The organism is Marinomonas sp. NPDC078689, assembly GCF_044542435.1.
In the GTDB taxonomy this organism is placed as follows: Bacteria; Pseudomonadota; Gammaproteobacteria; order Pseudomonadales; family Marinomonadaceae; genus Marinomonas; species Marinomonas arenicola.
The window spans coordinates 294,967-319,588 of the sequence record NZ_JBITUJ010000001.1 but is presented as its reverse complement, the minus strand read 5'-3'; the positions used below and the strand labels follow the sequence as shown (position 1 = coordinate 319,588).

At 45.8% G+C, this 24,622-nt stretch carries 24 protein-coding genes; 15 read left to right on the top strand and 9 right to left on the bottom strand.

Annotated elements, in window-relative coordinates; all coding sequences use genetic code 11:
* Positions 1-2 precede the first annotated feature (2 nt).
* Positions 3-683, bottom strand: a complete 681-nt coding sequence (locus ACIGBN_RS01400) for a phosphoglycolate phosphatase (protein WP_396663239.1) — start codon at positions 681-683, stop codon at positions 3-5.
* Positions 683-1,354, bottom strand: a complete 672-nt coding sequence (rpe, locus tag ACIGBN_RS01395; RefSeq protein WP_133001823.1) for a ribulose-phosphate 3-epimerase — start codon at positions 1,352-1,354, stop codon at positions 683-685. Before rpe ends, ACIGBN_RS01400 begins: the two co-directional genes overlap by 1 nt.
* Before the next feature lie 84 nt (positions 1,355-1,438).
* Between rpe and ACIGBN_RS01390 the strand changes: the two genes are divergently transcribed.
* Entirely contained in the window at positions 1,439-2,410 is a 972-nt protein-coding gene (locus tag ACIGBN_RS01390) for a DUF3530 family protein (protein ID WP_396663237.1), read from the top strand.
* Between the two features lie 28 nt (positions 2,411-2,438).
* On the opposite strand, the gene djlA is transcribed toward ACIGBN_RS01390, so the two are convergent.
* Positions 2,439-3,230, bottom strand: coding sequence for a co-chaperone DjlA (gene djlA / locus ACIGBN_RS01385; RefSeq protein ID WP_133001825.1), 792 nt, complete (start codon positions 3,228-3,230; stop codon positions 2,439-2,441).
* A 128-nt stretch (positions 3,231-3,358) separates the two neighbouring features.
* On the opposite strand from djlA, the gene ACIGBN_RS01380 reads away from it, so the two are divergent.
* The 8 genes from ACIGBN_RS01380 to ACIGBN_RS01345 are packed head-to-tail and all read left to right on the top strand — an operon-like array spanning position 3,359 to position 11,337.
* On the top strand, positions 3,359-5,611 hold the full coding sequence (locus tag ACIGBN_RS01380; RefSeq protein ID WP_133001826.1) for an LPS-assembly protein LptD: 2,253 nt from the start codon (positions 3,359-3,361) through the stop codon (positions 5,609-5,611).
* Positions 5,611-6,867, top strand: a complete 1,257-nt coding sequence (locus ACIGBN_RS01375) for a peptidylprolyl isomerase (RefSeq protein WP_396663234.1) — start codon at positions 5,611-5,613, stop codon at positions 6,865-6,867. Before ACIGBN_RS01380 ends, ACIGBN_RS01375 begins: the two co-directional genes overlap by 1 nt.
* A gap of 9 nt (positions 6,868-6,876) precedes the next feature.
* Positions 6,877-7,896, top strand: coding sequence for a 4-hydroxythreonine-4-phosphate dehydrogenase PdxA (pdxA, locus tag ACIGBN_RS01370; protein ID WP_396663232.1), 1,020 nt, complete (start codon positions 6,877-6,879; stop codon positions 7,894-7,896).
* Positions 7,896-8,693, top strand: a complete 798-nt coding sequence (rsmA, locus tag ACIGBN_RS01365; RefSeq protein ID WP_133001829.1) for a 16S rRNA (adenine(1518)-N(6)/adenine(1519)-N(6))-dimethyltransferase RsmA — start codon at positions 7,896-7,898, stop codon at positions 8,691-8,693. Before pdxA ends, rsmA begins: the two co-directional genes overlap by 1 nt.
* 3 nt (positions 8,694-8,696) lie before the next feature.
* Positions 8,697-9,071 carry a Co2+/Mg2+ efflux protein ApaG gene (gene apaG / locus ACIGBN_RS01360; protein ID WP_133001830.1) on the top strand — a complete coding sequence of 125 codons (375 nt, stop codon included), beginning with the start codon at positions 8,697-8,699 and terminating at the stop codon, positions 9,069-9,071.
* A 9-nt stretch (positions 9,072-9,080) separates the two neighbouring features.
* On the top strand, positions 9,081-9,908 hold the full coding sequence (locus tag ACIGBN_RS01355; RefSeq protein WP_133001831.1) for a symmetrical bis(5'-nucleosyl)-tetraphosphatase: 828 nt from the start codon (positions 9,081-9,083) through the stop codon (positions 9,906-9,908).
* Positions 9,905-10,225 carry a thiosulfate sulfurtransferase GlpE gene (glpE, locus tag ACIGBN_RS01350; protein ID WP_133001832.1) on the top strand — a complete coding sequence of 107 codons (321 nt, stop codon included), beginning with the start codon at positions 9,905-9,907 and terminating at the stop codon, positions 10,223-10,225. Before ACIGBN_RS01355 ends, glpE begins: the two co-directional genes overlap by 4 nt.
* Positions 10,226-10,233: 8 nt before the next feature.
* The gene (locus ACIGBN_RS01345; protein ID WP_396663229.1) at positions 10,234-11,337 is read left to right on the top strand and encodes a tRNA nucleotidyltransferase; all 1,104 of its coding nucleotides are present in this window, start codon (positions 10,234-10,236) and stop codon (positions 11,335-11,337) included.
* Here the strand turns inward: ACIGBN_RS01345 and folB are convergent.
* Complete coding sequence (gene folB, locus ACIGBN_RS01340; RefSeq protein WP_133001834.1) at positions 11,334-11,699, bottom strand: dihydroneopterin aldolase; 366 nt, start codon at positions 11,697-11,699, stop codon at positions 11,334-11,336. The two genes, ACIGBN_RS01345 and folB, sit on opposite strands and share 4 nt — an antisense overlap.
* Positions 11,696-12,739: a tRNA (adenosine(37)-N6)-threonylcarbamoyltransferase complex transferase subunit TsaD gene (tsaD, locus tag ACIGBN_RS01335; protein WP_133001835.1), complete on the bottom strand. Its 1,044-nt coding sequence runs from the start codon at positions 12,737-12,739 to the stop codon at positions 11,696-11,698. The genes folB and tsaD overlap by 4 nt, the downstream gene beginning before the upstream one ends.
* Positions 12,740-13,130: 391 nt before the next feature.
* On the opposite strand from tsaD, the gene rpsU reads away from it, so the two are divergent.
* From rpsU to ACIGBN_RS01310, 5 genes are all read left to right on the top strand, one after another.
* On the top strand, positions 13,131-13,346 hold the full coding sequence (gene rpsU / locus ACIGBN_RS01330) for a 30S ribosomal protein S21 (RefSeq protein WP_009835737.1): 216 nt from the start codon (positions 13,131-13,133) through the stop codon (positions 13,344-13,346).
* Between the two features lie 145 nt (positions 13,347-13,491).
* Entirely contained in the window at positions 13,492-13,938 is a 447-nt protein-coding gene (locus tag ACIGBN_RS01325; protein ID WP_396663225.1) for a GatB/YqeY domain-containing protein, read from the top strand.
* A 4-nt stretch (positions 13,939-13,942) separates the two neighbouring features.
* Positions 13,943-15,910: a DNA primase gene (gene dnaG, locus ACIGBN_RS01320; RefSeq protein ID WP_396663223.1), complete on the top strand. Its 1,968-nt coding sequence runs from the start codon at positions 13,943-13,945 to the stop codon at positions 15,908-15,910.
* 115 nt (positions 15,911-16,025) lie between these two features.
* Positions 16,026-17,867, top strand: coding sequence for an RNA polymerase sigma factor RpoD (gene rpoD / locus ACIGBN_RS01315; protein ID WP_133001838.1), 1,842 nt, complete (start codon positions 16,026-16,028; stop codon positions 17,865-17,867).
* Positions 17,868-18,228: 361 nt separating this feature from the next.
* On the top strand, positions 18,229-19,638 hold the full coding sequence (locus ACIGBN_RS01310; protein ID WP_133001839.1) for a PhoH family protein: 1,410 nt from the start codon (positions 18,229-18,231) through the stop codon (positions 19,636-19,638).
* 88 nt (positions 19,639-19,726) lie between these two features.
* Here ACIGBN_RS01310 and ACIGBN_RS01305 read toward each other — a convergent pair whose 3' ends face one another.
* The 4 genes from ACIGBN_RS01305 to ACIGBN_RS01290 all read right to left on the bottom strand — a co-directional run bounded on the left by ACIGBN_RS01305 (position 19,727) and on the right by ACIGBN_RS01290 (position 24,010).
* The gene (locus tag ACIGBN_RS01305; RefSeq protein ID WP_133001840.1) at positions 19,727-20,353 is read right to left on the bottom strand and encodes a bifunctional 4-hydroxy-2-oxoglutarate aldolase/2-dehydro-3-deoxy-phosphogluconate aldolase; all 627 of its coding nucleotides are present in this window, start codon (positions 20,351-20,353) and stop codon (positions 19,727-19,729) included.
* 18 nt (positions 20,354-20,371) lie between these two features.
* A complete protein-coding gene (gene zwf / locus ACIGBN_RS01300) occupies positions 20,372-21,847 on the bottom strand; it encodes a glucose-6-phosphate dehydrogenase (RefSeq protein ID WP_396663220.1) in 1,476 nt (491 codons plus the stop codon).
* Positions 21,848-21,868: 21 nt separating this feature from the next.
* The gene (gene glk, locus ACIGBN_RS01295; RefSeq protein ID WP_396663218.1) at positions 21,869-22,843 is read right to left on the bottom strand and encodes a glucokinase; all 975 of its coding nucleotides are present in this window, start codon (positions 22,841-22,843) and stop codon (positions 21,869-21,871) included.
* A gap of 102 nt (positions 22,844-22,945) precedes the next feature.
* Positions 22,946-24,010, bottom strand: a complete 1,065-nt coding sequence (locus ACIGBN_RS01290; protein ID WP_133001843.1) for a diguanylate cyclase — start codon at positions 24,008-24,010, stop codon at positions 22,946-22,948.
* A gap of 287 nt (positions 24,011-24,297) precedes the next feature.
* On the opposite strand from ACIGBN_RS01290, the gene ACIGBN_RS01285 reads away from it, so the two are divergent.
* A complete protein-coding gene (locus ACIGBN_RS01285; RefSeq protein ID WP_396663216.1) occupies positions 24,298-24,621 on the top strand; it encodes a hypothetical protein in 324 nt (107 codons plus the stop codon).
* Position 24,622 lies beyond the last annotated feature (1 nt).

The window sequence follows — 24,622 nt, the reverse complement described above, 5'->3', positions numbered from 1 at the left end:
GTCTAAATCAGCAACTCTGCTAAGTCATCCATCACCGCATCCGCACCCAAAGAAGCCAAGTCTACTCCTTGATGGTAGCCATATGTGACGAGCGCGCACTTAAAGCCCGCATTGTTCGCCGCACGAAAATCCGTGATAGAGTCACCGATCATTAAACACTTCTCAGGTTCCGCTTCAATCGCCTCACTGCAATGCAATAGCGGCAACGCCGATGGCTTTTTCTCGGCCAATGTATCGCCACCCAAAAACCAACCGAAATGCTCAGTAATTTCAAAGTGATCCAAAATAGGTTTGATAAAAATACCTGGTTTATTGGTCACCAAAGCCACTGGCACACCTTGATGTTTAAAGGCTTTCAGCAACTCTTTTACATTTGAGTACAGCTTTGTTTTGTCCGTCGAGTGCTCAAAATAATGCTTCAAAAACCGACTGTAGCACTCTTCATGCTTGTTCGGATCAAGGTCAGCCCATGCCATCGCCTGCTCGATAAGCTTAGCCGAGCCCAAACCAACCCAGCCGCGCACTCGATCTTCACCTGCCAACGCCACCCCTTGCTCAGCCAGGAAGGCATCAACGGAAGCGGCAATATCCGGCACACTATCGACAAGCGTGCCATCTAAGTCAAAACAGACCAAATCAGGCCAACCGTCAAACCACCGCTTAAAATGTCGTGGTGTTTTCATTAACGCACACTCGCCAGTTCTGTGCGCATCATATCAATCACCGCTTTATAGTCTTCTTTACCAAAGATAGCCGAACCAGCAACAAAGGTATCCGCACCTGCTTGAGCAATCTCAGCGATGTTCTTTTCACTCACGCCACCGTCCACTTCTAAGCGAATATTACGGCCACTGGCTTCAATCATGGTTCTGACTTCGCGAAGTTTATCTAATGTACCAGGGATAAAAGATTGTCCGCCAAACCCTGGGTTTACCGACATCAGTAGCACCATGTCGATTTTGTCCATCACGTACTTTAAGTGATGCAATGGCGTCGCTGGGTTAAAAACCAAACCTGCGCGACAACCGCCATCTTTTATCATTTGCAAAGATCTATCGATGTGCTCACTGGCTTCTGGGTGAAAGGTAATGCTCGTTGCACCGGCCTCAATAAACTCTTTGATCATACGATCAACAGGCTTCACCATCAGGTGAACATCAATATCCGCTGTCACGCCATGCTTGCGCAATGCTTTACAGACCATAGGCCCTATCGTTAGATTAGGTACGTAATGGTTATCCATCACGTCGAAGTGAATCATGTCGGCTCCCGCTTCTAATACCTTATCTACCTCTTCCCCTAAACGGGCAAAATCGGCAGCAAGGATAGAAGGGGCGATAATAAAATCATTCATATCTGGCTCCAGCAGTGACAAAATAGAAAACATCTTACTCTTTTTGGCATTTTAACAAGGCACACTTAATAAGTATTGATAACAATGAAGAAAAATACTAAGAGATTTATACAGACGATTTTATTAGGGCTGACACTCCCTTTGTCGTCAATTGCCAAGGCTGCAGAAGACTCGCCCACCAGCCCACCTCAGCCAAACTCGACCAAAAGGGTGGTGCCTGACCCGGAAAAATCACGCATTCAAGCTTTAGAAGACACCTTAAAACAGAATCACCTAGCCCATCAGATCAACATCCTTCAAGCGCAAGGCAGCCCTTTTCTTACTCTCTACAGAAGCGCGCTCACTGGAGACTCCCAAGGCTGTGCCATTTTACTTCAGTCTGACAATGAGCACCCTGATTGGCCTTCTGTTATATCACCTCTGAGAAACGCACTCCCAAAATACAGCTGGTGCACCGTTTCTATTGAGATACCAGACATCACCAAGCGTGCCCAAGCCGTCAAAATACCAACTAAGCCGCTGGCTACTGGCACACAAGACCCCGCTTCTAAGAAAATAACCTTACCAAACCAAGAGATGGTCTTTGCTCGTATCCAAGCCACCATTGACGACGCAAAGAGCAAAGGCAATAACAAACAATTCGTCTTTATAGGTTACGGAACGGGCGCTGCTTATGCGCTACACTTTCTTGCCCAAAACAAAACCTTAGGCGATGCTCTCATCCTCATAGACACACTCACCCCTAGCCCAACCACTGACTATGACCTCGCTCAAGAATTAAGTGTAATAGAACAACCCGTGCTCGATTATTACTTTGATGATTCCGCGCAAGCTCTTAGATTTGCAGTATGGCGAAAACAGGCCGCCAACCAAAGAAAGGGCGAGACGGGTGAATTTACTCAACTCACCGCCACTGACGAAGCAAACGCACCAGTCGAAGATGTTCAGCAAGTTCTTCAGCGAGTGCGCGGATTTCTAAAACAAAACACGGCCCAAACAGAGCAGTTAAAATCTATTCCCGCATACAAAAAAGGGCTTTTCTATGAAAGCCCTTAATCGTTAACCTTATGACGAGCCAAGCCGCTTATTTACGAGATTTTTTAATCATCTCATAAGCAGATTGTATTTCTTGAGTACGCTCTTTTGCATGCTCAATCATTTCGTCTGGCAAGCCTTTTGCGCTCAGCTTATCTGGGTGATGCTGGCTCATCAGTTTACGATACGCCTTTTTAATATCCCCATCACTCATATCAGCACTGACGCCCAATGCATCATAAGCCGCTTTTAATAAATCTTTCGAATCCGCAGCGTTTGCTGAAGATTGGTAACCTTGTCTGAAATGCGCCTGCTGCTTCACCTGTATGTGCAAGCTTTCAAACTCAGCAACGGAAACACCAAGGTAAGCGCATACTTGCGACACCAAGGATTTTTCTTCGACACTAAAATGACCATCCGCATAAGCAGAGACCAATAATATTTCCAGCAAAGTTCGAGTCAGATCACCAGGACCCACGACCTCTTTGAATTGCCCCAACACAGAAACTAAGTCGAAATTAGCAGATTTACCTTCATTAAATAACTGACGGGCCTGCTCTTGCGCCATCGGCGATAAACGCAATCGCTGCATGACCGCTTCAGCTAATTGAATCTCTTCTTGGGACACACGGCCGTCTGACTTCGCTAATCGCCCCATTAGTAAAAATAGTGTACGAAAAAAAGTTTCTTGCTGTTGACGAACATTTGTTCGCCCACGTAAACCAACAAAAGCGTCGCCACGCTTTGCACCATCTAGCATTGCGCCGATAAACAAGCCCAGCAGCCCGCCCCAGAATCCCATCACGACGGTGCCAAAAATTGCACCAATCAACTTCCACATAAAGATATTTCTCCAGAATCGGTAGCCCGTAGAGGCCTGCTTAGATTATCATTTGTCATTATCAAGGACCCGACTAGGGGCAGAGTCCAATTTAGGACAATCATCATTTGGCGACAAGTATACCCTGCATGGTTAAGCATTCACGTATTTACGCTTTATTTTTTCAAAGTCTTTTCATTTTACCTGCGGCTCATGCAAACCAATGGGACTGGGTTCCACGGGAATCCCTACCTGCAGAGCAACAGGCACAACTTGGCCGATATTGCCAAGGGTCGTACATCGACCAATGGAAAAGCCCTAACTCTGAAGACACTAATCTTAAGGCTGATTTAATTTATCGAGATGAGAATGGTGTCGTCCACCTCAATGGGGCGGCAGAAATCATTCAGCCAACGTCAAGCCTGCAGGCTGATAATATTGAAGGCGTGCCCGACAAATATTATAAAACAGACGGCAACGTTATTTTGAGGCAGAAAGGTCAGATGATTCGTGGCTCCAGCGGCTATGTATCCAACTCAACCGACTCCCCAACCGAATTTGTTGATGCCAAGTTTATCAACTTGGAATCAGGCCAACGCGGAGCAGCAAAATCCTTACTGCGCAGTAAAAATGGCATAATCTTTATTCATCAAGGGTATTACACCACTTGTGAACCAACAGAAGAAAGCTGGCAGCTGTACGGAACCGCGATTGAGCTTAACCCTCAAGAGGGTTTTGGTACCGCTGAGAACGTTCAGATCCGAATTCACGATGTGCCTGTTTTTTACTTTCCTTGGTTACGCTTTCCTTTAAACAACGCGCGTCAAACCGGTTTCTTATTCCCAACGTTTGGTGTTTCTGGCAGCAAAGGCATCAGTGTTTCTGCGCCTTTTTACTGGAACATTGCGCCAAACTACGACGCCACCATTACCCCCAACTACATTCAAGAAGAAGGTTCTGGGTTTGACCTTGAATTACGCCATTTAGGTGACTATGACGAGACGACCTTTGAACAATCGACCTTTGAGGATAATGACGAAGGCGAACAAATCGTTCGTAAATTCAAAACAGACTTAACATTTAATAAGTACTTTAGTAGCGGTTTATTACTAGAAGACAACCCAACCGAAGACAAATACCCAGACGCCAACACCACCTCCATCGGTGAAGAAGACAACTACGAGCGAAGCGGTTATCTTTCGTTTAACAATGGCAACTTTAGCAGTAAAGCCACTGTACGACGTTACCAAACACCGGATCCAGATGAGGATGCGCCATTTGAATGGCTACCTCGTGTTGCATCTTCATACCGTTATGCCACAGGGTTGTTTGATTACAGTGTCGACATGCAATACACGGACTTCTATGACCCTGATGAAGATGACTTTGACGGCCAACGTACCGTCTTAAATCAAGACCTTAGTCTCAGTTTCAGTAACGCTTGGGGCAGTTTCAGTCCGGGTGTCTTGATACAGAATCGTGATTACTCTATTCACGATTACACAGACGATTCTGATTACGATACCAGCCTGAACCACGTCTCAACGTATTTTGACACTAAGACAGTGTTTGAACGCAGCATCACCAACGGTGATAAAACATGGCGTCAAACCCTTGAGCCGAGACTTAGCTTTTTAGACTCGCCTTACACAGACCAAACAGACATTGTCGACTTTGACGCCAGCACCTCGGTAATGAGTTACTCTCAAGCCTTCAGTCATGAACGCTTCAGTGGTAATGACCGCATTGGTGACACAAGACAGTTTACGCTCGGCGTTGAAAGCCGTTTATACGACGAAAACAACAATGAGCGCTGGGCCTTCAAACTGGGACAAATTCAATACCTAAAAGACCGTTTTGTCTCCACTAGTGGAGACACTGACAGCGATACACCGGTCGATGACGACAGCACCAGTCCATTACTTGGGTCTGTCACCTACACCGGAAGCGATCGTTTCAGTTTAACCGCCAATGCCAACTATGATCTCGGCGGACGCGACACCACGCTTACTCAAGTTATTGTAAAATTGAAACCAGTTGACGAAGTCAAAGTCAATTTAAGTTATCTTTATAGCATTGATAACGATGACGAAGATGACGACACTAACCAAAGTAATATCGGCACCATTTTCCCAATCAATCAAAACTGGTCGATGTTTTTACAACACACCTATGACTTCTTTGATAATAGAAGTACAAAAGAAGTCGCCGGCCTAGGCTATGAAAATTGCTGTGTCAAAGTATCAGCAAGCTACCAACACTGGCTTAACGATGACAGCGAATTTGAAAGCGGCTTCTTCCTACAATTTACGTTACGTAGTTTAAGTAGTCCTGGTGCTAAAGATAACAGCACATCTAGCATCGCTGATGAATATTGGAACGAAGGAAAAGTTGGATACTAATGATGAAATTATTTTCTTTTATACTAAGCGCGCTGCTCATTCTTGCGCCTTTTCAAAGCCTTCAAGCCGCGCCAACAAAACTTGATGGCATTGCCGCTATTGTTGACTCTCAACCGATCCTAGACAGCGACATTCAAGCCCGCTTCAATGTGGTAAAAAGTCGTATTCCAGGCGGTAAAATGTCCGCAAATATCCACCGTCAAATTCTCAACCAGTTGATCGACGAGACCCTAGAAGCAAACTACGCGGTAAGCGTTGGTATGCAAGCCTCTAGCAGCACGGTTGATAAAGCCATTATGAGCGTGGCTCAACGTATGAATACGGATATAGATGGCTTAAAACAAGTGCTTGCCAAACAAGGCATCAATTACAGCCGCTATCGCGATCAGATCGAAAAAGAAATTTTGATCAACAACATCAAAAAAGAAATCATCAAAAAACGCATTACGATTAGCGACCAAGAAATCAGCGATTACCTTAGCTCCGACACCAGCTTGAGCAAAGACAAAGACGAGGTGCATTTAAGACACCTATTAATTCGTTCAAGCCAACCAAGCGAAGCCAAGGCAAAAATTGAAGCCATTGCCAAGAAAATCCACAGCGAGAGCGATTTCATCGACGAAGCCATTGCCAACTCAGATGGTCAATTTGCCATCGAAGGTGGTGACCTAGGCTGGCGCCCTCTTAACCAACTCCCCCCTTTGTTTGTGAGAGCTCTGGGTGATAGCCAGCCAGGCTCACTGGTGGGTCCGATTCAAAGTAACGCAGGTTTTCACTTACTTTGGCTAATGGACAAGCGCTCCCCTTCGACTACGATTCAGCAACAGACGAAAGCGCGTCACATCTTGGTTCGCCCTAACGAAATCAGAGACATGAAACAGACCAAGGCATTGGCTGAAAACATCTACCAGCAACTTAAGAAAGGCGCGGACTTTGGTGATCTAGCGAGAAAATACAGCGAAGATCAAGGCTCCACCCTACAAGGCGGCGAACTTGGCTGGGTATCTCCTAAAACCATGGTGCCAGAATTCGAGCAAGTCATGGACAAAACGGCCATTGGCGACTTTAGCCAACCCTTCCAAACTCAATTTGGCTGGCACATTGTTGAAGTAGAAGGCCGCCGTAAAGCGGACATCAGTGAAAAAGTACAGCGCGCAAAAGCTGAACAAGCGTTAATCGCCCAGAAAAAAGACGTGGTACTAAGCAATTGGCTGGCAGAATTAAAAGCGGATGCTTTTATCGACATCAAGGACTAAACCACTAACATGACTAAACAAGACGAGAACAATCCACTGCCTATTATTGCGATTACCTCAGGGGAGCCCGCAGGCATTGGTCCAGACATCATTCTCAGCGCATTAATGACAGAGTCATTTGCTGCGCGTCTTGTTATTCTGGCTGACCCAGTACTGCTCCAAGCGAGAGCGAAGCAGCTGGGGCTCGCGCCAAATTGGGAGATCATCCAATCGGCCGATCAAGCAGCTACACATCAAAAAGGCACCATTAGCATACTCCCCATTGAGTTAGCCACACCAAGTGAAGTCGGCCAGCTCAATGTCGCCAATGCCCCCTATGTGCTAAAAACATTAGAGATTGCTGGGCAAGGCTGCCTGAATGGCGACTTTGACGCCATTGTCACGCCCCCTGTTCATAAGGGGATTTTATGTGAGACTGGCGTTCATTTCTCTGGGCACACTGAGTTTTTTCAAGCACTGTGCCACTCAGAGCAGGTCGTCATGATGCTAGCCACTGACGCAATGAAGGTGGCACTGGTTACTACCCATTTGCCATTACAGCAGGTTTCTCAAGCCATTACCGACGACAGCCTAAGCTTGGTTATTAATGCGCTTAATCATGATCTTAAAACAAAGTTTGGCATAGCGTCACCCAAAATCCTCGTCTGTGGCTTAAACCCACACGCGGGTGAAGATGGGCATCTAGGTATGGAAGAAATAGACGTCATCATTCCAACCCTAGATCGATTAAGAAACGAAGGCGTCGATTTAATTGGCCCCTTGCCTGCCGATACCTTGTTCACTCCCAAGTATTTAGACCATGCGGATTGCGCACTCGCCATGTATCACGATCAAGGTCTACCTGTGTTAAAATATTCAGGGTTTGGTAATGCCGTTAATATTACGTTAGGCTTACCCATTATTCGAACCTCCGTAGATCATGGCACAGCCATTGATTTAGCAGGTACTGGCACCGCCAATGACGGCAGTTTAAAAGTCGCCATTCAACACGCCATCAACATGGCCAATAACGCGAAAAAACATTCCTAATGAGCAAACCACAGTCCCATAAAGCACGAAAACGCTTCGGCCAAAACTTTTTACATGATCACGGCGTGATCCGTCGTATCGTTGCCTGCATCGGCCCCAAAAAAGGCCAGCGAATTGTTGAGATCGGCCCTGGTAAAGGCGCCCTAACGGAAGGCATTATCAGCACCACAGAACGCATGGACGTGGTTGAATTAGACCGCGACCTTATTCCTATTTTAAAGGTTAATTTATTCCGTTTTCCTGAGCTTACTGTGCATGAAGCGGACGCGATGAAATTCGACTTTAGCTCACTGGCCACAGAGCAAAATATCCGCGTTGTTGGTAACCTGCCTTACAATATTTCAACCCCGCTGATCTTCCACTTGCTGAGCCAAGCGAATGTGATTGAAGACATGCACTTCATGCTTCAAAAAGAAGTGGTTGATCGTCTGGCCGCACGCCCTGGCGACAACCTGTACGGTAGATTAAGTGTTATGGCTCAATATTACTGTTCCGTTGAGTCTCTGTTTATTGTCGGACCTGAGTCCTTTGACCCTGCGCCAAAAGTGGATTCTGCCATTGTTCGAATGACGCCTCATAAAACACTGCCTTTCCCAGTGGAAGACATCAAAGGCCTTGAAGACACCGTAAGAATTGGCTTTCATCAGCGACGAAAAACCCTACGTAACAATTACAAAGGGGTGTTAGACAATGACGATTTTGAAGCACTACAGATTGATCCAAGCCTGCGTCCAGAACGTCTCGATGTGGAAGAGTTCGTGCGCATTGCTAATTTTATCCATAACAAGGAAGCCTAGTTGATGTTAAAGCACGACGTTGCTGTCACTGTGCAGACTGAATACTTGGCCCAACAATCGATGCCCTCAGAGTCTCGATTTGTGTTTGCCTACCACATCACTATTACCAACTGTGGCAGCGAACCGGCCAAGTTGAAATCACGACACTGGATCATCACCAATGGCAACGAAAAGGTCCAAGAAGTGAAAGGTGATGGCGTTGTCGGAGAATACCCTTATCTAGCGCCTGGTGAATCTTACCAGTACACCAGTGGCACTATCATGGAAACCATGGTGGGCAGCATGCAAGGTAGTTACCGCTTTACCGCAGACGATGGCACTGAATTCGACGCCCCAATTCGCCCATTTACGCTGTACGTTCCAAACCAGGTACACTAAGGATTTACTATGGCAACCTATGTCATTGGCGACTTACAAGGCTGTTTGACGCCGCTAATAGAATTGCTTAAGCAAATTGACTACCGACAAGAAGACGATCAACTTTGGTTTGCTGGTGATTTGATCAACCGCGGACCAGAGTCTCTTGAAACACTTCGCTTTGTTAAATCCCTTGGCGATAACGCCAAAGTCATACTTGGCAACCATGACCTTCATTTGATTGCTGTGGCCCATGGTCACAGCACATTAAAACGCAGCGACACCCTACTCGAAATACTCAGCGCCCGTGACCGTGACGAGCTGATTGAATGGCTTAGACAACAACCTCTTTGCCATTACGATGAATCTCTCAACACCATAATGACCCACGCAGGTGTTCCACCTTGCTGGACGCTCTCACAGACACTCGAGCTTGCCAAAGAAGTGGAAAATCAACTCAAGGGCAATCATGTTGATGATTTCCTTGCAGTTATGTATGGTAATAAACCCAGAATGTGGAAGGACAGCCTAGTAGGTATGGATCGCTTACGCGCCATCACCAATTATTTAACGCGCATGCGTTTTTGTGATCCTCACAGCAAACTGGACCTAAAAAGCAAAGAAGGCCCCAACACGGCTCAAGCAGGCTATGCTCCTTGGTTTACTTACCCTTCAAAACTGCCTGAAAACTGCCATATTGTCTTTGGTCACTGGGCCGCATTAGAAGGCATAACCAACCAAGACAAAATACACGCTTTAGACACAGGCTGTGTCTGGGGAGGTAGCTTAACCGCGCTTCGCTTAGAAGATAAACAAAGCTTTAGCACCCCTTGTTCAACGAACCGGAAATCACTATGACTTATTCTTGTATTGACGTCTCTGACGCGCTTCCAATCATCGAAAACGATGCTCTCATTGTCGATATTCGCGACACAACAAGCTATCAAAATAGTCATATCGTTAATGCGATCAGCCTCCATAATGATAACGTACAAAGCTTTATTGAGAGCAGCGACAAAAGCCGCCCCGTTATTGTTTGCTGCTATCACGGCAACAGCAGCAAAGGCGCAGCAGAATACCTAGCCGCTCAAGGCTTTCATGAAGTGTATTCATTAAATGGTGGATACAGCCAGTGGAGCGCCATGTTCCCAGAGCAATGTGAGTTAGGTGCTTAAACAACACTATGTCACATTATCAGGTGTATTTAGTCGGTGGCGCGGTGCGAGATAAACTACTCGGACTGGAAGTAAAAGACCATGACTGGGTTGTGACTGGTGCCACACCTGAGCAACTAGAAAACAAGGGATATCAACAAGTTGGAAAACAATTTCCTGTTTTCCTTCATCCTAAGAGCAAAGAAGAATACGCACTCGCTCGCAAAGAGAAAAAACAAGGCCAAGGCTACACTGGCTTCATTTGTGACTTCTCGCCCGACATTAGCTTGGAAGAAGATTTAGAGCGACGCGACCTCACCATCAATGCCATTGCTCAAGATGAAAACGGCACCCTCATTGACCCATTCAACGGTCAACAAGATCTCGACAATCGCCTGTTTCGTCACGTTTCCAGCGCTTTTATAGAAGACCCGCTGCGAGTCTTGCGCATCGCCCGTTTTGCCGCCCGTTTTGCCGACTTTGGCTTCACTATTGCGCCAGAGACCGTCACCCTAATGAAAGCCATCAGCCATTCAGGGGAGCTCTCTAGCCTAAGCCCTGAACGCGTATGGAAAGAGTTAGAAAAGGCCTTATTAACGCCAAATGCACCTGTCTTTTTTGCTGTGTTAGCAAGCATAGATGCACTAAAAATACTGTTTCCAGGCTTTGTCTGGCAATCCAGCCAACGACACCAAGAACAATTTAAACAAGCAAACCTGACCCCAGCACAGCGTTGGTCATTGCTGTGCCAAGATACTCAACTAGACGTATTGGTCACACTGCACAAACAGCTAAAGAGCCCAAATCAGTTCAAAGGCTTGGCAGAGCAAGTCCGAGCATTTAAAGAGCAGCAACAAATCCCCATGTCGGCGACGCAATGGGAAAACTGGCTGACTCAAGTGAGCGCCATAAAAAAACCTCAACCATACCAACGTCTGATTGAGGTTTTATCTTTAATGACTCAAACCCAGCAAAGCACTTGGCTGGCACTGCGTAACCAGGTCGCCAGCATCAATGCCGCCAGCCTCATGAAGCAAGGTTTTAGCGGCGCTGAATTAGGCCAAGCCCTAAAAGAAGCAAGAATTCTCAGCCTAAGCGAGCTTCCCCACCCCTTCATAGAGCAAGGTGATTAGTAAGCACTCACCTTGCTACGAGCTATTTTTACGCCCACCGCACTGGCGGCTTTTACCGCGCCAGGCTTACGCAACGTCATGACCAAGGCGTTCATTTGAAAGACTTTAATCAATTCATCGCACAAGTGCTCTGCTAAAGTTTCAATAAGCTCAAATCGACGTTCTGCACAAAAATCTATAATGAAATTGGAAATCGCCTCATAATCCAGCGTCTTAGCCAAATCATCAGTTTGCGCAGGCTCACGATTGTCGTGCTCCATCTCCAGGTCAAAGACCAGGTCTTGCTCAATCACTTTTTCCCAATCGTATACGCCAATCACAGCTTTAACGGCAAGACCTTCAATAAAGACTAGATCATTCATACTGCACTCTCCTTCACTGGGGGCAATTCAGACAATGGCCAGCGCGCTCGGATAGAGAGGTTCAAGGGCGAAGATTGACCCTTTACCAATCGCTGTGCGCCTGCGTACGCAATCATGGCGCCATTATCGGTACAAAATTCAGGCCGTGCATAAAACACACTCGCCTTAATCTTTTTCAACTGTGATTCTAATTGTTCTCTTAAGCGCTGATTGGCGCTCACACCGCCAGCAATAATCAACTGTTTAAGACCTTCTGCCTCAAGCGCTCGACGACATTTAATCACCAAGGTATCCACTACCGCGGTTTCAAACGCGAGCGCCGCGTCTGCTTTAAATTGCTCATCACAACGACCTTCATCTAAGGCGCTGTGTACTGCCGTTAGAAAGGCGGTTTTTAACCCACTAAAACTGAAATCCAACCCTGGGCGATCTGTCATGGGGCGAGGGAATTTCAACCCACTTTGGCTGTTCCCCTGCTTTGCTAAGGCCGCGATTTGCGGACCACCAGGATAAGGCAAACCAATCATTTTAGCCGCCTTATCAAACGCTTCACCTGCCGCGTCGTCTAACGATTGACCGAGCAAGCGATATTGACCAATGCCATCGACTCGCACTAATTGCGTATGCCCACCCGACACCAACAAAGCAATAAACGGCATGGCTGGCTGCTTTTCTTCAAGCATGGGCGCCAACAGATGACCTTCCATATGATGCACCCCCAACGCAGGGATGTTTAATGAATAAGCCAAAGAACGCCCGATGGTCGCGCCAGCCATTAAGGCGCCAACCAACCCTGGACCACTCGTATAAGCAATCGCATCCAACTCTTGTTTCGTCATGTTCGCTTCTTGCAATACTTCATCAATCAAAGGCAAGGTTTTACGGACATGATCTCGAGACGCCAATTCCGGCACGACACCACCGTATTCAGCATGCTGAGCAATTTGAGAATATATTTTGTGAGCTAATAAGCCATTTTCTGTGTCATAAATGGCGATGCCCGTCTCATCACAAGATGTTTCCAAACCCAGTACTTTCATTCACATCATCTCATTAATCTCTATGTGCCAGTATTGTAACTCATCTGACCAAAGGGAGGCAGGTTACAAAACAGATTAGACAGGACTGATTAAAACATTTACAATACGCGCGTTTTCAACGTTTAAATTAAAAGGCAGGTGATTTTTCTAGTTTGGCTCGGCTCTTATTTATTTCGATAAATTCAGAGAAGAGATATCAAACCCCTCTTATTATTAAAGACATCAATACATTACAGACGCGAAAGAGTCTGTTCAGGGTAAGAAAAATCGATCTCGAGTAGATCTCACTCTGTCCAACAAAAGCGCGCTTTGAAAGCCTGTCAAATACAGGTATGATTCACGCCGTTTTTGTGAACACTTAAACTTAAAAAAACATTCTAAAGGTAAATACATGCCAGCTGTAAAAGTAAAAGATAACGAACCATTTGACATCGCTCTACGTCGCTTCAAACGATCTTGTGAAAAAGCAGGTGTTTTGGCTGAAGTTCGTCGTCGTGAATGCTACGAAAAACCAACAACTCTTCGCAAACGTGCTGCAGCCGCTGCTGTTAAACGTCACGCTAAGAAAGTTTCTCGTGAGCAGAAAAAATTCCAACGTTTGTACTAGGTCGATCTGCCGTTTGGCAATTTGCTAAAAAACAAATGTTTTGCCTAGACGCTTATTGCATTTAGGCTTATAAAAAACGGCTAGTTAACAAACTAGCCGTTTTTTTTGCTTATATACTTGCCTACTAGAAAGTAAAGAGGACCTCATGTCAGACTTAAAAAAACACATTTCCGATACGCTTAAAACCGCCATGCGCGCGAAAGAAAAACAACGCGTCACCGTTATTCGAACCATCCTTTCTGAATGCAAAAAAATCGAAGTCGATGAACGCATAGAACTAGACGACGCGCGCGTATTGGCCGTTCTGGATAAAATGAACAAACAACGCAAAGACTCTACTCAGCAGTTTCTTGATGGTGGCCGTGAAGATCTAGCCAAAGTTGAACAAGAAGAAATGCAGATTATCAGCGAGTTTTTGCCAGCACAACTAACAGACGAAGAAGTGGCTGAGATCGTGAAAGCCGCTATCGCAGAAACAGGCGCCAGCTCGATGCAGCAAATGGGTGCGGTTATGGCCATTGTTAAGCCTCAAGCACAAGGCCGCGCGGACATGGCACAAATCAGCAAACAAGTTAAAGCGCAATTAGGCTAACAATATGGCTGGACGCATTCCCGATCAATTTATTGACGAGCTACTCGCTCGAACCGACTTGACTGACGTGGTTGCGTCCCGCATTAGCTTAAAAAAAACAGGGCAAAACTACAGCGGTCTTTGCCCTTTCCATAATGAAAAAAGCCCTTCTTTTAGCCTCAACCCCAACAAACAGTTTTATTACTGCTTTGGCTGCGGTGCTGGCGGCAACGCTATTTCTTTCGTTATGGAACACGACCACCTGGATTTTGTAGACGCCATTGAACTGCTTGCCAAAGACGCCGGCATGGAAGTGCCTCGCGATCAAGGCGCTCCTGATCGTTATGAGCAAAACGCTGAACTCCTAAAGCGTCTTTCAGAAAGCTCGCAATTCTACCAAGAACAGCTGACACAACACCCAGATAAGAAAAAGGCCACCGACTACCTCGCCAAAGACAGAGGGCTGTCAGGCCAAATCGCCAAAATATTTGGCTTGGGTTATGCGCCACCTGGCTGGGATAATCTACTAAAACGCATTGGTACTCGCGCCGAAAGCCAAGAACAGCTTTTTCATGGCGGCATGCTAGTCGAGAAAAAAGACCAACCTGGCCATTACTACGACCGCTTTCGTGATCGCATAATTTTCCCTATTCGAGACTCTCGCGGACGCGTTATTGCCTTTGGCGGACGCGCCTTCGGCGATGAAAAGCCAAAATATTTAAATTCTCCCGAAACCCCCGTCTTTCAGAAAAGCCAAGAGCTTTATGGACTTTTCGAAGCCAAACAGAACACCCCCATACTCGATCAAATCATCGTTGTGGAAGGCTACATGGACGTCATCGTCCTGGCTCAGCATGGCATCACCAACGCCGTTGCGACGCTGGGCACCTCGGTCAATAGCCAGCACATTCGCAAGCTTTTCAAGCTCGTCAGCAAAGTCGTGCTTTGTTTCGATGGCGATAAAGCCGGTCGAGCCGCCGCCGTCCGTGGCCTCGAAGCGGCACTGCCCGTCATGCAAGATGAAAAACAGATCCGCTTTCTTTTTCTTCCTGAAGGGGAAGACCCAGATTCGTTGGTCAGAAAAGAGGGCAAGGAAGCGTTCAATAATCGCCTTGCAGACGCCTCCTCACTTTCGCATGCACTGTTTGAACACGCCAGAAGCCAAGTTACCCTAGGCGATGAAGAAGGCGAAGCTCAGTTTACCCGCAACGCCATGGGGCTGATTCAACAGATCCCGAAAGAGCTTACCTTCCGCTCAGTTCTTATTCGTCAACTCAGTGAGCAGTCGGGCATTGACAGCGAAACACTAAGCAATACAAACATTAAGACGCGCCACCATTCGAACAGCGCGCACAGCGACCATACAAGCTCAGCGAACACCTCAATGGACGCCTCCTACGATCACAGTGCGCCAGACTTAAGCCACTATGAAATGGCGCCTTCGTTTGACGAATACGACGATTACCAGCCTACTGACAGCCATATTGAGTACAGCTCACCCCAAAAAAATTCGTTTAAAAAGCCATTTAAAAAAGGCAAGTTTCAAAAAGATGAACCTGCCCTTCCGCCAGCGCCGCCTAGTTTAAACCGCTTGGCCAAAGCTTCTTTGTGTCTTTTATTACACCCACACATCGCTAAAGACATCGATATTCCCGACCCAATCGTAAACAAAGCCGAAGGGCACTTGCAGCTCCTATGCAAGGTATGGCGCTACTTCCAGAAACACCCAAGTCGAAATGTCGGGCACTTTTTAGTGGATCTCAGCGACCCTGACATGAGCGCCGCCATTCTTAAGCTACTAAATCACAAAGACGCGCCTATTCAACTCAAACTCCCTCACCCACAACAAGAGGTGATTGACGTTATTGCTAAATTAGAAAAAAATCTTGGCATGGAGTCCTTGAAAAATGGCGCAAGTGATTCCATAAATACAGAGCAAGAAAAGCAAGATTGGCGGAATAGAATAGAGCAAATACGACGAAAAAAATCATAATTCTTGTCTAATATTCACTCAAAAAAGAGACGAATATCTGGATAAAACTGATTGATTTTGTTATAATCCGCTGCTTGCAAAACTCCCAAACGAATTTCTAACGATAGGTTGTCGAATGCCAGACACTCAACAGTCGCGTCTCAAAGAGCTGATCGCTAAAGGTAAAGAACAAGGTTACTTAACCTACGCAGAAGTAAACGATCACCTTCCTGATGACCTTTCTGACCCAGAGCAAGTAGAAGAAATCATCGCCATGATCAATGACATGGGGATCACGGTTTCTGAAGTTGCTCCAGATAAAGATAGCCTTCTGATGGAAGAAGGTGATTCGACCGATGAAGCGGCTGCGGAAGAAGCCGCTGCTGCATTGGCCGCTGTAGAAGGCGATGTCACTCGTACTACAGACCCTGTCCGAATGTACATGCGCGAAATGGGAACAGTTGAACTACTGACCCGCGCAGGCGAAATTGCCATTGCGAAACGTATCGAAGAAGGTACGCGCGAAGTGATGGCTGCCATTTCTTACTTCCCTGGTGCCGTAGACGTCCTACTTGACACTTACGCAAGGGTGAAAGAAGAAGAAGGCCGCTTAAGCGACATCTTTAGTGGTTTCATCGATGGCGACGGCGAAGAACCTATCTTCGAAGAGCTATTAGAAGACGTTCCTACTGAAGAAGAAAAAGACAGCGCTGACGATGACTCCGACGATGACTCCGACGATGACGAAGAAGAAGAAACAGAAAGCGGCCCTGATCCAGAAGAAACCGCACTGCGCTTCAATGACATCTCGCGCATTTATGAAGAATTAAAAGTCTTGCTTGAAACTCGCGACAGACACGACCCTGTTGTAAAAGCCAAGCAAGAAGAGCTAAGCATTAGCTTTGCTCCGATTAAACTGGTACCCAAGTTATTTGATGAACTAATCGACCGTGTTCGTTCTCGTATGGACAAAGTACGCGAGCAAGAACGTTTGATTATGCAAGTATGTGTTCGTAAAGCCGGCATGCCTCGTACCGAGTTCCTAAAACGCTTCCCAAGCAATGAAACCAATGCCAATTGGTTACAAGAGCAAATTAGCTCTGGCGCAGGGTACGCAGCAGGACTTGAAGAAAACGAAGCAGAGTTCATGCGTAGCCAACGTAAACTACGCACCGTTGCTAAAGAAACAGGGCTAACCATTGCCCAACTAAAAGAAATTAACCGTCGCATTTCTATTGGTGAGACGCGTGCGCGTCGAGCTAAAAAAGAAATGGTAGAAGCCAACTTACGTTTGGTTATTTCGATCGCGAAAAAATACACCAACCGTGGCTTACAATTCTTGGATTTGATTCAAGAAGGTAACATCGGCCTAATGAAAGCGGTTGATAAATTTGAATACCGTCGTGGTTACAAATTCTCTACTTATGCGACATGGTGGATTCGTCAAGCAATCACACGTTCGATTGCCGACCAAGCCCGCACGATTCGTATTCCAGTACACATGATCGAAACCATCAACAAACTGAACCGTATCTCTCGTCAGATGCTTCAGGAGATGGGTCGTGAAGCAACACCAGAAGAGCTTGCTGCTCGTATGGATATGCCTGAAGACAAAATTCGTAAAGTACTGAAAATTGCGAAAGAGCCTATTTCGATGGAAACACCAATTGGTGATGATGAAGATTCTCACCTAGGCGATTTCATTGAAGACGACGGCGCTGAATCCCCTATCGATACAGCAACGATTGAAGGTCTTCGTGAGTCAACGACAACCGTATTGGCAGGCTTAACCGCCCGTGAAGCAAAAGTACTTCGCATGCGTTTTGGTATCGATATGAATACCGACCACACGCTTGAAGAAGTGGGCAAACAGTTTGATGTAACTCGTGAACGTATTCGTCAGATTGAAGCCAAAGCATTGCGCAAACTTCGTCATCCAAGCCGCTCAGAGCATTTGAGAAGCTTCTTAGACGAGTAAGTAATTGTTTTACTTCGAGTCACTATAAAAAGCCATTGATACTTTCAATGGCTTTTTTCTTTTAAAATCCCTCCAAAAAAGAAAGCATCTTCAACAAAACTGTCATACACTCAAAGCATAATCGAGCAAAAGACAGTGAGATTCAGCTTGAAAAAACCTTATCGTGATAACAAGCACGACAGTTTGCTGACCGATTTTCTCCCAGAAAAACGTTCTGCAGTGACTCTAAATGGCGCTTTTACAGTAAACGCCGCTTCCCTCTTATACCCAAAAACTTCGCAATCTCATCCATTAAATACGTATTTTTCTAGCCGATCAAAGTGTCAAAAAAACTTTTCTCGTTCAAAAGGAGTAATGCTGTATGGAAAAAATTTACGTCCTAGATACCAATGTACTGCTTCACGACCCTTTAGCGATTTATGCCTTTACTGAGCATAAAGTCGTCATCCCGATGACGGTACTAGAAGAATTAGATGTCATCAAAGACAGACGAGACAAAGACGTAAGCAGAGAAGCCAGGCTTGCCATCAACACCATAGATAAAATAGTTGGTGACGCTTCCCCTAAAGCGCTACAAAGTGGTGTCACCATTAGAAAGCCCCATCAAATAAGCGATGAGGACAGCCCAAGAAAAGCCACTGAAGGCTCTTTAGCCATCTTCCCTGATCAACAAATCACCCACACTGATAATATCCCCTTCCTGAATGGCAATCACGACCATGCCAATGACAACCGCATCATCAATGTGGCGCTAAGCTTACAAGCCACCAACCCTAGATCTTCTGTTTGCTTAGTCACCAAAGACATCAATATGCGCATCAAAGCAAAAGGCTCTGGCTTAGAGCGCGTGGAGGACTACAGAAAAGACAAGGTACTGGATGACGTCGATTTAATGAGTAAAGGCTACATCCAAGCAGAGGGTAGCTTTTGGTCTACCGTTGACAGTGTGCGCACCGAATCCCATGGTCGACACACGGTACACCTGATAGAAAAAAACACCCTCCCTACACTCTATCTCAACATGTTTATTATTGACGATGAGGAGTTTGTTGGCTTTGTTGTCAATATCGACAAAGAGTACGTTTACCTTTTAGACATCAACAAACAAAATATAATGCACCAAAGCTTTTGGGGCATTAAACCTCGCAATCTTGAGCAAGCCATGGCTTTTTATCTGCTACGCCATGACAACTCAGACCTCATGATCATGACCGGTCCTGCGGGCTCAGGAAAAACCCTACTCGCCTTGGCTTATGGGCTGCAAGTTACTATGGAGGAAAAACGCTTTAATAAGATCATTGTGGCTCGATCAACCCCGCCAATGGCGGAAGATATTGGTTTTTTACCAGGAACAGAAGAAGAGAAAATGGCGCCTTGGCTGGCTGCGTTTGACGATAACCTAGAGATATTGCATGGCGCAGATGAGCATGCCTTTAGCAGCATTGATTACGTCAAACAAAAAGCAAACATTCAATTTAAATCCCTAAACTTTATGCGTGGACGCTCTTTTAACAACGCCTTAATCATCATTGATGAAGCCCAAGGGCTAACCCAGTTTCAACTCAAATCCATTGTTACTCGGGTGGGCAGTAACTCTAAAATCATTGTATTAGGGAATCTGGCGCAAATTGACAACAAATACATCACCCCACTGACGTCTGGCCTGACCTATCTGGTCGAAAAATGTAAATCCTTTAAATACGCCAGCGTGATGCATGTTAATGGCATAGAACGAAGCCGTTTGGCAGAGTTTGCTGAAGAAAACCTCTGAGCACGAACCTCAAACAGGCACACAAGCAATAAAAAAGGGAAGGCAAATCGCCTTCCCTTTTCAGATGCTCTCTTTAGAGAGAAACGCTTTACTGATTAACCGATTTGGCCAGCTCAGTAATCTCATCCCACTTGCCGGCTTTTACTAAATCTGTCGGCACAATCCACGAACCACCAACGCAAAGCACATTAGGCAAAGCCAAGTATTCACGGAAGTTGTTTGCACCAATACCGCCTGTCGGACAGAATTTAATTTGCGGCAAAGGACCGCCAAAGGCTTTCAGAGCTTTGACGCCACCATTCACTTCCGCTGGGAAGAATTTAAAATGGTCATAGCCATATTCCATACCCAACAATATATCTGAAATAGTCGCAACCGCTGGCAAGTAAGGAATATCGTATTCTTTACCAACGGCCAACAAGTCTGGCGTCATACCTGGACTAATGATGAACTGAGAGCCTGCTTCCACCGCCTGTACATACTGCTCACGGGAACAAACTGTGCCAGCACCAACAATGGCATCAGGTACTTCTTTGCGCAAAGCGGTAATCGCTTCCAGTGCCGCTTCAGTACGCAGCGTCACTTCTAATACAGGCACGCCGCCAGCCACTAAAGCTTTTCCAAGTGCTACCGCTTGTGCAACATCGTCTACCACAATAACAGGTACTACCGGCGTTGCCGTCATCACTTGCGCTGAAGTTAATGAAGTCGTCATAATCTAGTCCTTCTTAGCTTAATAGTCGTGCCAGTTACGGCCATCTTTAATCGGTAACGCCATAGAAGCCGCAGGCCCCCAAGAGCCAGCTGCGTATTCTTTAGGACGTTCGCTCGTTTGATTCCAAGCAGACATGATGCCGTCAACCCATTTCCAAGCGGCTTCAACTTCGTCATAGCGCATGAACAAGGTCGCATCGTTACGCATAACATCCAATAGCAAACGCTCGTAAGCCTCTGGGCTACGCTTGTTATGGAAGGCTTCTGTCAAACTCAAATTCAGATCAACCGGCTGAAGGTTCATACCTTCACTCGCACCTGGCACCTTATTCATCACAGTCAGGGAGATTTTCTCTTCTGGCTGTAGACGAATCACCAATTGGTTACGCTGTAGCTGACGATTACTTTCATCGCTGAAAATACTATGAGGGACCGCTTTATACTGAATAACAATTTCAGAATAACGTTGACCGAGACGCTTACCCGTTCGCAGATAGAAAGGAACCCCCGCCCAGCGCCAGTTATCGATATCGGCGCGTAATGCCACAAAGGTTTCCGTACGAGAAGCAGGATTACTTCCTTCTTCATCGAAGTAGCCAGGAACTTCTTTGCCCTTAATAACGCCACGAGCGTATTGACCACGTACTGTTTTGGTATAAGCATTCGCGCCTTCAATTGGACGCAATGCTTTCAACACTTTAATTTTTTCGTCGCGCACAGAGTCCGCATCCATACGTCCTGGAGGCTCCATCGCCACAAGACACAACAGCTGAATAATATGGTTTTGAACCATATCTCGCATAGCGCCTGCGTCATCGTAATAACCCCAACGCCCTTCAACACCCACTGTTTCAGACACGGTAATCTGCACGTTATCTATGTGTGCACTGTCCCAAAGAGGTTCGAATAAGGTGTTACCAAAGCGAATTGCCAATAGGTTTTGTACGGTTTCTTTGCCAAGGTAATGGTCAATACGGAATACTTGCTGCTCCGTAAAGTTCTCCATTACTTCATTGTTAATGGCACGGGAAGAATCAAGGTCACGACCAAGAGGCTTCTCCAATACAACACGCATACGGTTTTTGTTTAAGCCATGCGCCGCCAATGAAGAACAAATAGAACCAAACAAACTAGGCGATGTGGCTAGGTAGAAAACAACGTCTCTATCATCACCACCAACATTGTCGTCATTAAGACGAGCAAAATCCGACTCTTTTTGCGCATCCACAGAAACATAACTCAAACGCGCTTTAAATTGAGACCATGTTTTATCATCGCCAATACTCGCTGGAACAAACTCATCCAACGCAACACGCACTTTGTCTTGATAATCTTCTGCACTCATCTCTCGTCGAGAGGCGCCAATAATGCGTGTTGTCGCGGCTAACAATCCATCCATTTCAAGATGGTACAAAGCGGGTAACAACTTGCGCATAGCAAGATCACCACCACCACCGAAGATCACTACATCACAGGCTTTCAAACTTGCCTTCATATTCTTCATTCTCCAACTAGTCTAGGCTTTCGATACAAGATGAGATGCATAACAAGCACACCCCATCAGCCCTGGGTATTCAGACAGAACAACAAAGGTCGGAATCGGTGACACAAATTCTTTCATACGACCTTTTTCTTGCATGGCATTACGAAAGCCACTTTTTAGAATTTCATTCACATAACGCGGCACAATCCCACCGGCAATATACACACCGCCACGAGATTCTACCGATAACACGAGATCGCCAATCACCCGTCCCAAGAACACGAAGAACTGCTCTAATGCCGCTTCAGCAATAGGGTCGTCACCCGCTTTGAGCGCAGCACCGATTTCTGGTGCCGTAAGACGACGCTCGATGCCTTGTTTGGCCGCCAACGCCTCGTAGATATTTTCTAGGCCCATTCCTGATAAAACACGTTCTGCCGAAACTCGCTTATGACGAGTACGCAAAAAGCGTAAAATATCATCTTCTTGTTCGTTACAAGTGGCTAAATCAACATGACCACCTTCACCAGAAAGCACTATATTAGGACCAACATCTTGCGGTACGACGCAAGCAACACCAAGGCCGGTGCCTGCTCCAACAACCCAAGACGCTTCTTTTGGATCAACAACAGACGACTCACCAATGACCACTAGATCTTCTGGGGTAAGCACCTCTAAGCTGTGACCGACCGCATCAAAATCATTTAATAACGCGACGGCCTTATGCTCACCGAAGTAAGATTGCACTTCTGCTCGCGTAAATTGCCAAGGATTATTAGAGAAACGAATGACAGGAAGGTCTACAGGGCCTGCAATGGCAAGCACTATGGCGTCAATATTATCCATATCGACACTACAGTTATTTATATAGTCGGCGGCAGCATCAAAAAAATTCTCGTAGTTCTTGCAAGAGAACACTCGTACTTCTTGTGGTATGTACTCATGTATTGGAACCAGCGCAAAACGAGCATTGGTGCCGCCTAAGTCGGCGATCAAAGCGTGGGACATAAAAGAACCCTATCTGATTTTTTTGAAATTTTATAACAAAACAACCTTGAAAAATACCGAAGAATGGAATTTTTACCGAATAGAATGTAATAAAATTACATTTTATTTGATTCTATTTAAAAACTTGAACACCTTCGTTGGTACTGATCTTTTACGGTTATTTTTATAATTATAGAGACGTTCATCTGCTAATTTCAGCAGATGCTTGTAGCTGGTAGGCGTATCGCTGATCACACTGGCGCCGCCATAACTTATGGTAATAGGAACCAAGTTAGATTTATACCTTAACGGATTAGACTGAAGATATTCGTGAATAGATTCAGCAATCAACAGCGCTTGATCATAGCTTTTTCCAGGCGTCACGAAGACAAATTCATCACCAGCAAAACGAAATGCCAAGCCTTGCTTGTGGACATATTTTAGCAGACGTTTGGCTATGTATTCTAACACCTCATCCCCACAATTATGCCCTAACGTATCATTGATTGATTTAAAGGCATCACAATCAATAAATACTACGGTCAAATCTCGGTTTTGCTTTTTCGACCGGGAAAATTCACGGTCCAACATCAACTCTAGTTGACGGCGATTAAGCAGCCCTGTCAGCGGATCTCTTGTCGCCAAATATTCGAGCTTTTCGCGAGCCGTCACATTGCTTAAGCAGATAGAAATCTTGATCGCCAGTTGGTCTAATAAAAAGGTATCTTTAGTGGCCGCATCATAGCGAGTGCTGTCCGAGTCAGCCTGGCAAAATAACCCCACCAGTTCGCCATCGATTGTCAGCGGAGAAACCGCCACAGAGGAGATGATATCACGATACACTGGCGGGATGATTTCGCTACAAGCAGCAAGGTTATGATTTAAAAGCACCGTCTTATTACCAGACTTAATAACGTCTATCATCACCCGTCGACGGGTAAACAGAACACGATCTCTTAAGTCAGGCGTTTTCTCAAGGGTGTCAATAAGGTGAGACAAGGGCGCTTCATTGATCAAATTGACCCAGACATAAGGGACATTAAATTGCTTCTGAACTTCTTTGGTCAAGGTCGACACAAATTGATCACAACGACCGATAGACAAAATACACCGCTCAATCTCGAAAAATTTAAGCGCGATTGCCTCGTTATGCCTAACATTGTCTATTAGCTCATTAATATCATGCATGCATCAAATGTCCCGACCGCCCTGTTGCGACATAGAAAAAGTCATCGCCATATTTAGAAAAGCAATTGATCTATAATATATTATAGTACGACGCTTCAATCCTTTGAGCCATTAATAACGTCCAAACGACGCGAAACTTTTGTAACAAAATACGATCGTCTTAGTTTTTCCACAATCCCCAAAAAAGCGCCCAGCCTCCCCAAACAAAGCAAAAAAACTTATGTATTTCGCTAATCTATTAGAATAATCGGCCGATACACTTCTCATCCATGATAGTGAGAATGCAAATGAACATTAGAGACGTTGTCCAAACACAACTGACCCAGAGCACCTCGGCGGGCAAACCCGTCTCAGGTAACGCTCAATTTGCTTTAATGATGAGTTTGTTTAGCCAACCAGGCCCTGCAATCATAGACGCACCTGACACTCGCAGCGTGCATGAACCTCACGCCATTACCCGCCCTATTCAGTTCTCTGGCGGCATTATCGATAATCCATCAGCCAATATTGCTCTGCTAAAAGCACTTAACGAAGAACCTTTAGCACAAGGCATGCCTTACCAATATAACGCAGTGGAAGCACTAGAAAGCCAAATCAGCACTCGTATTTAAC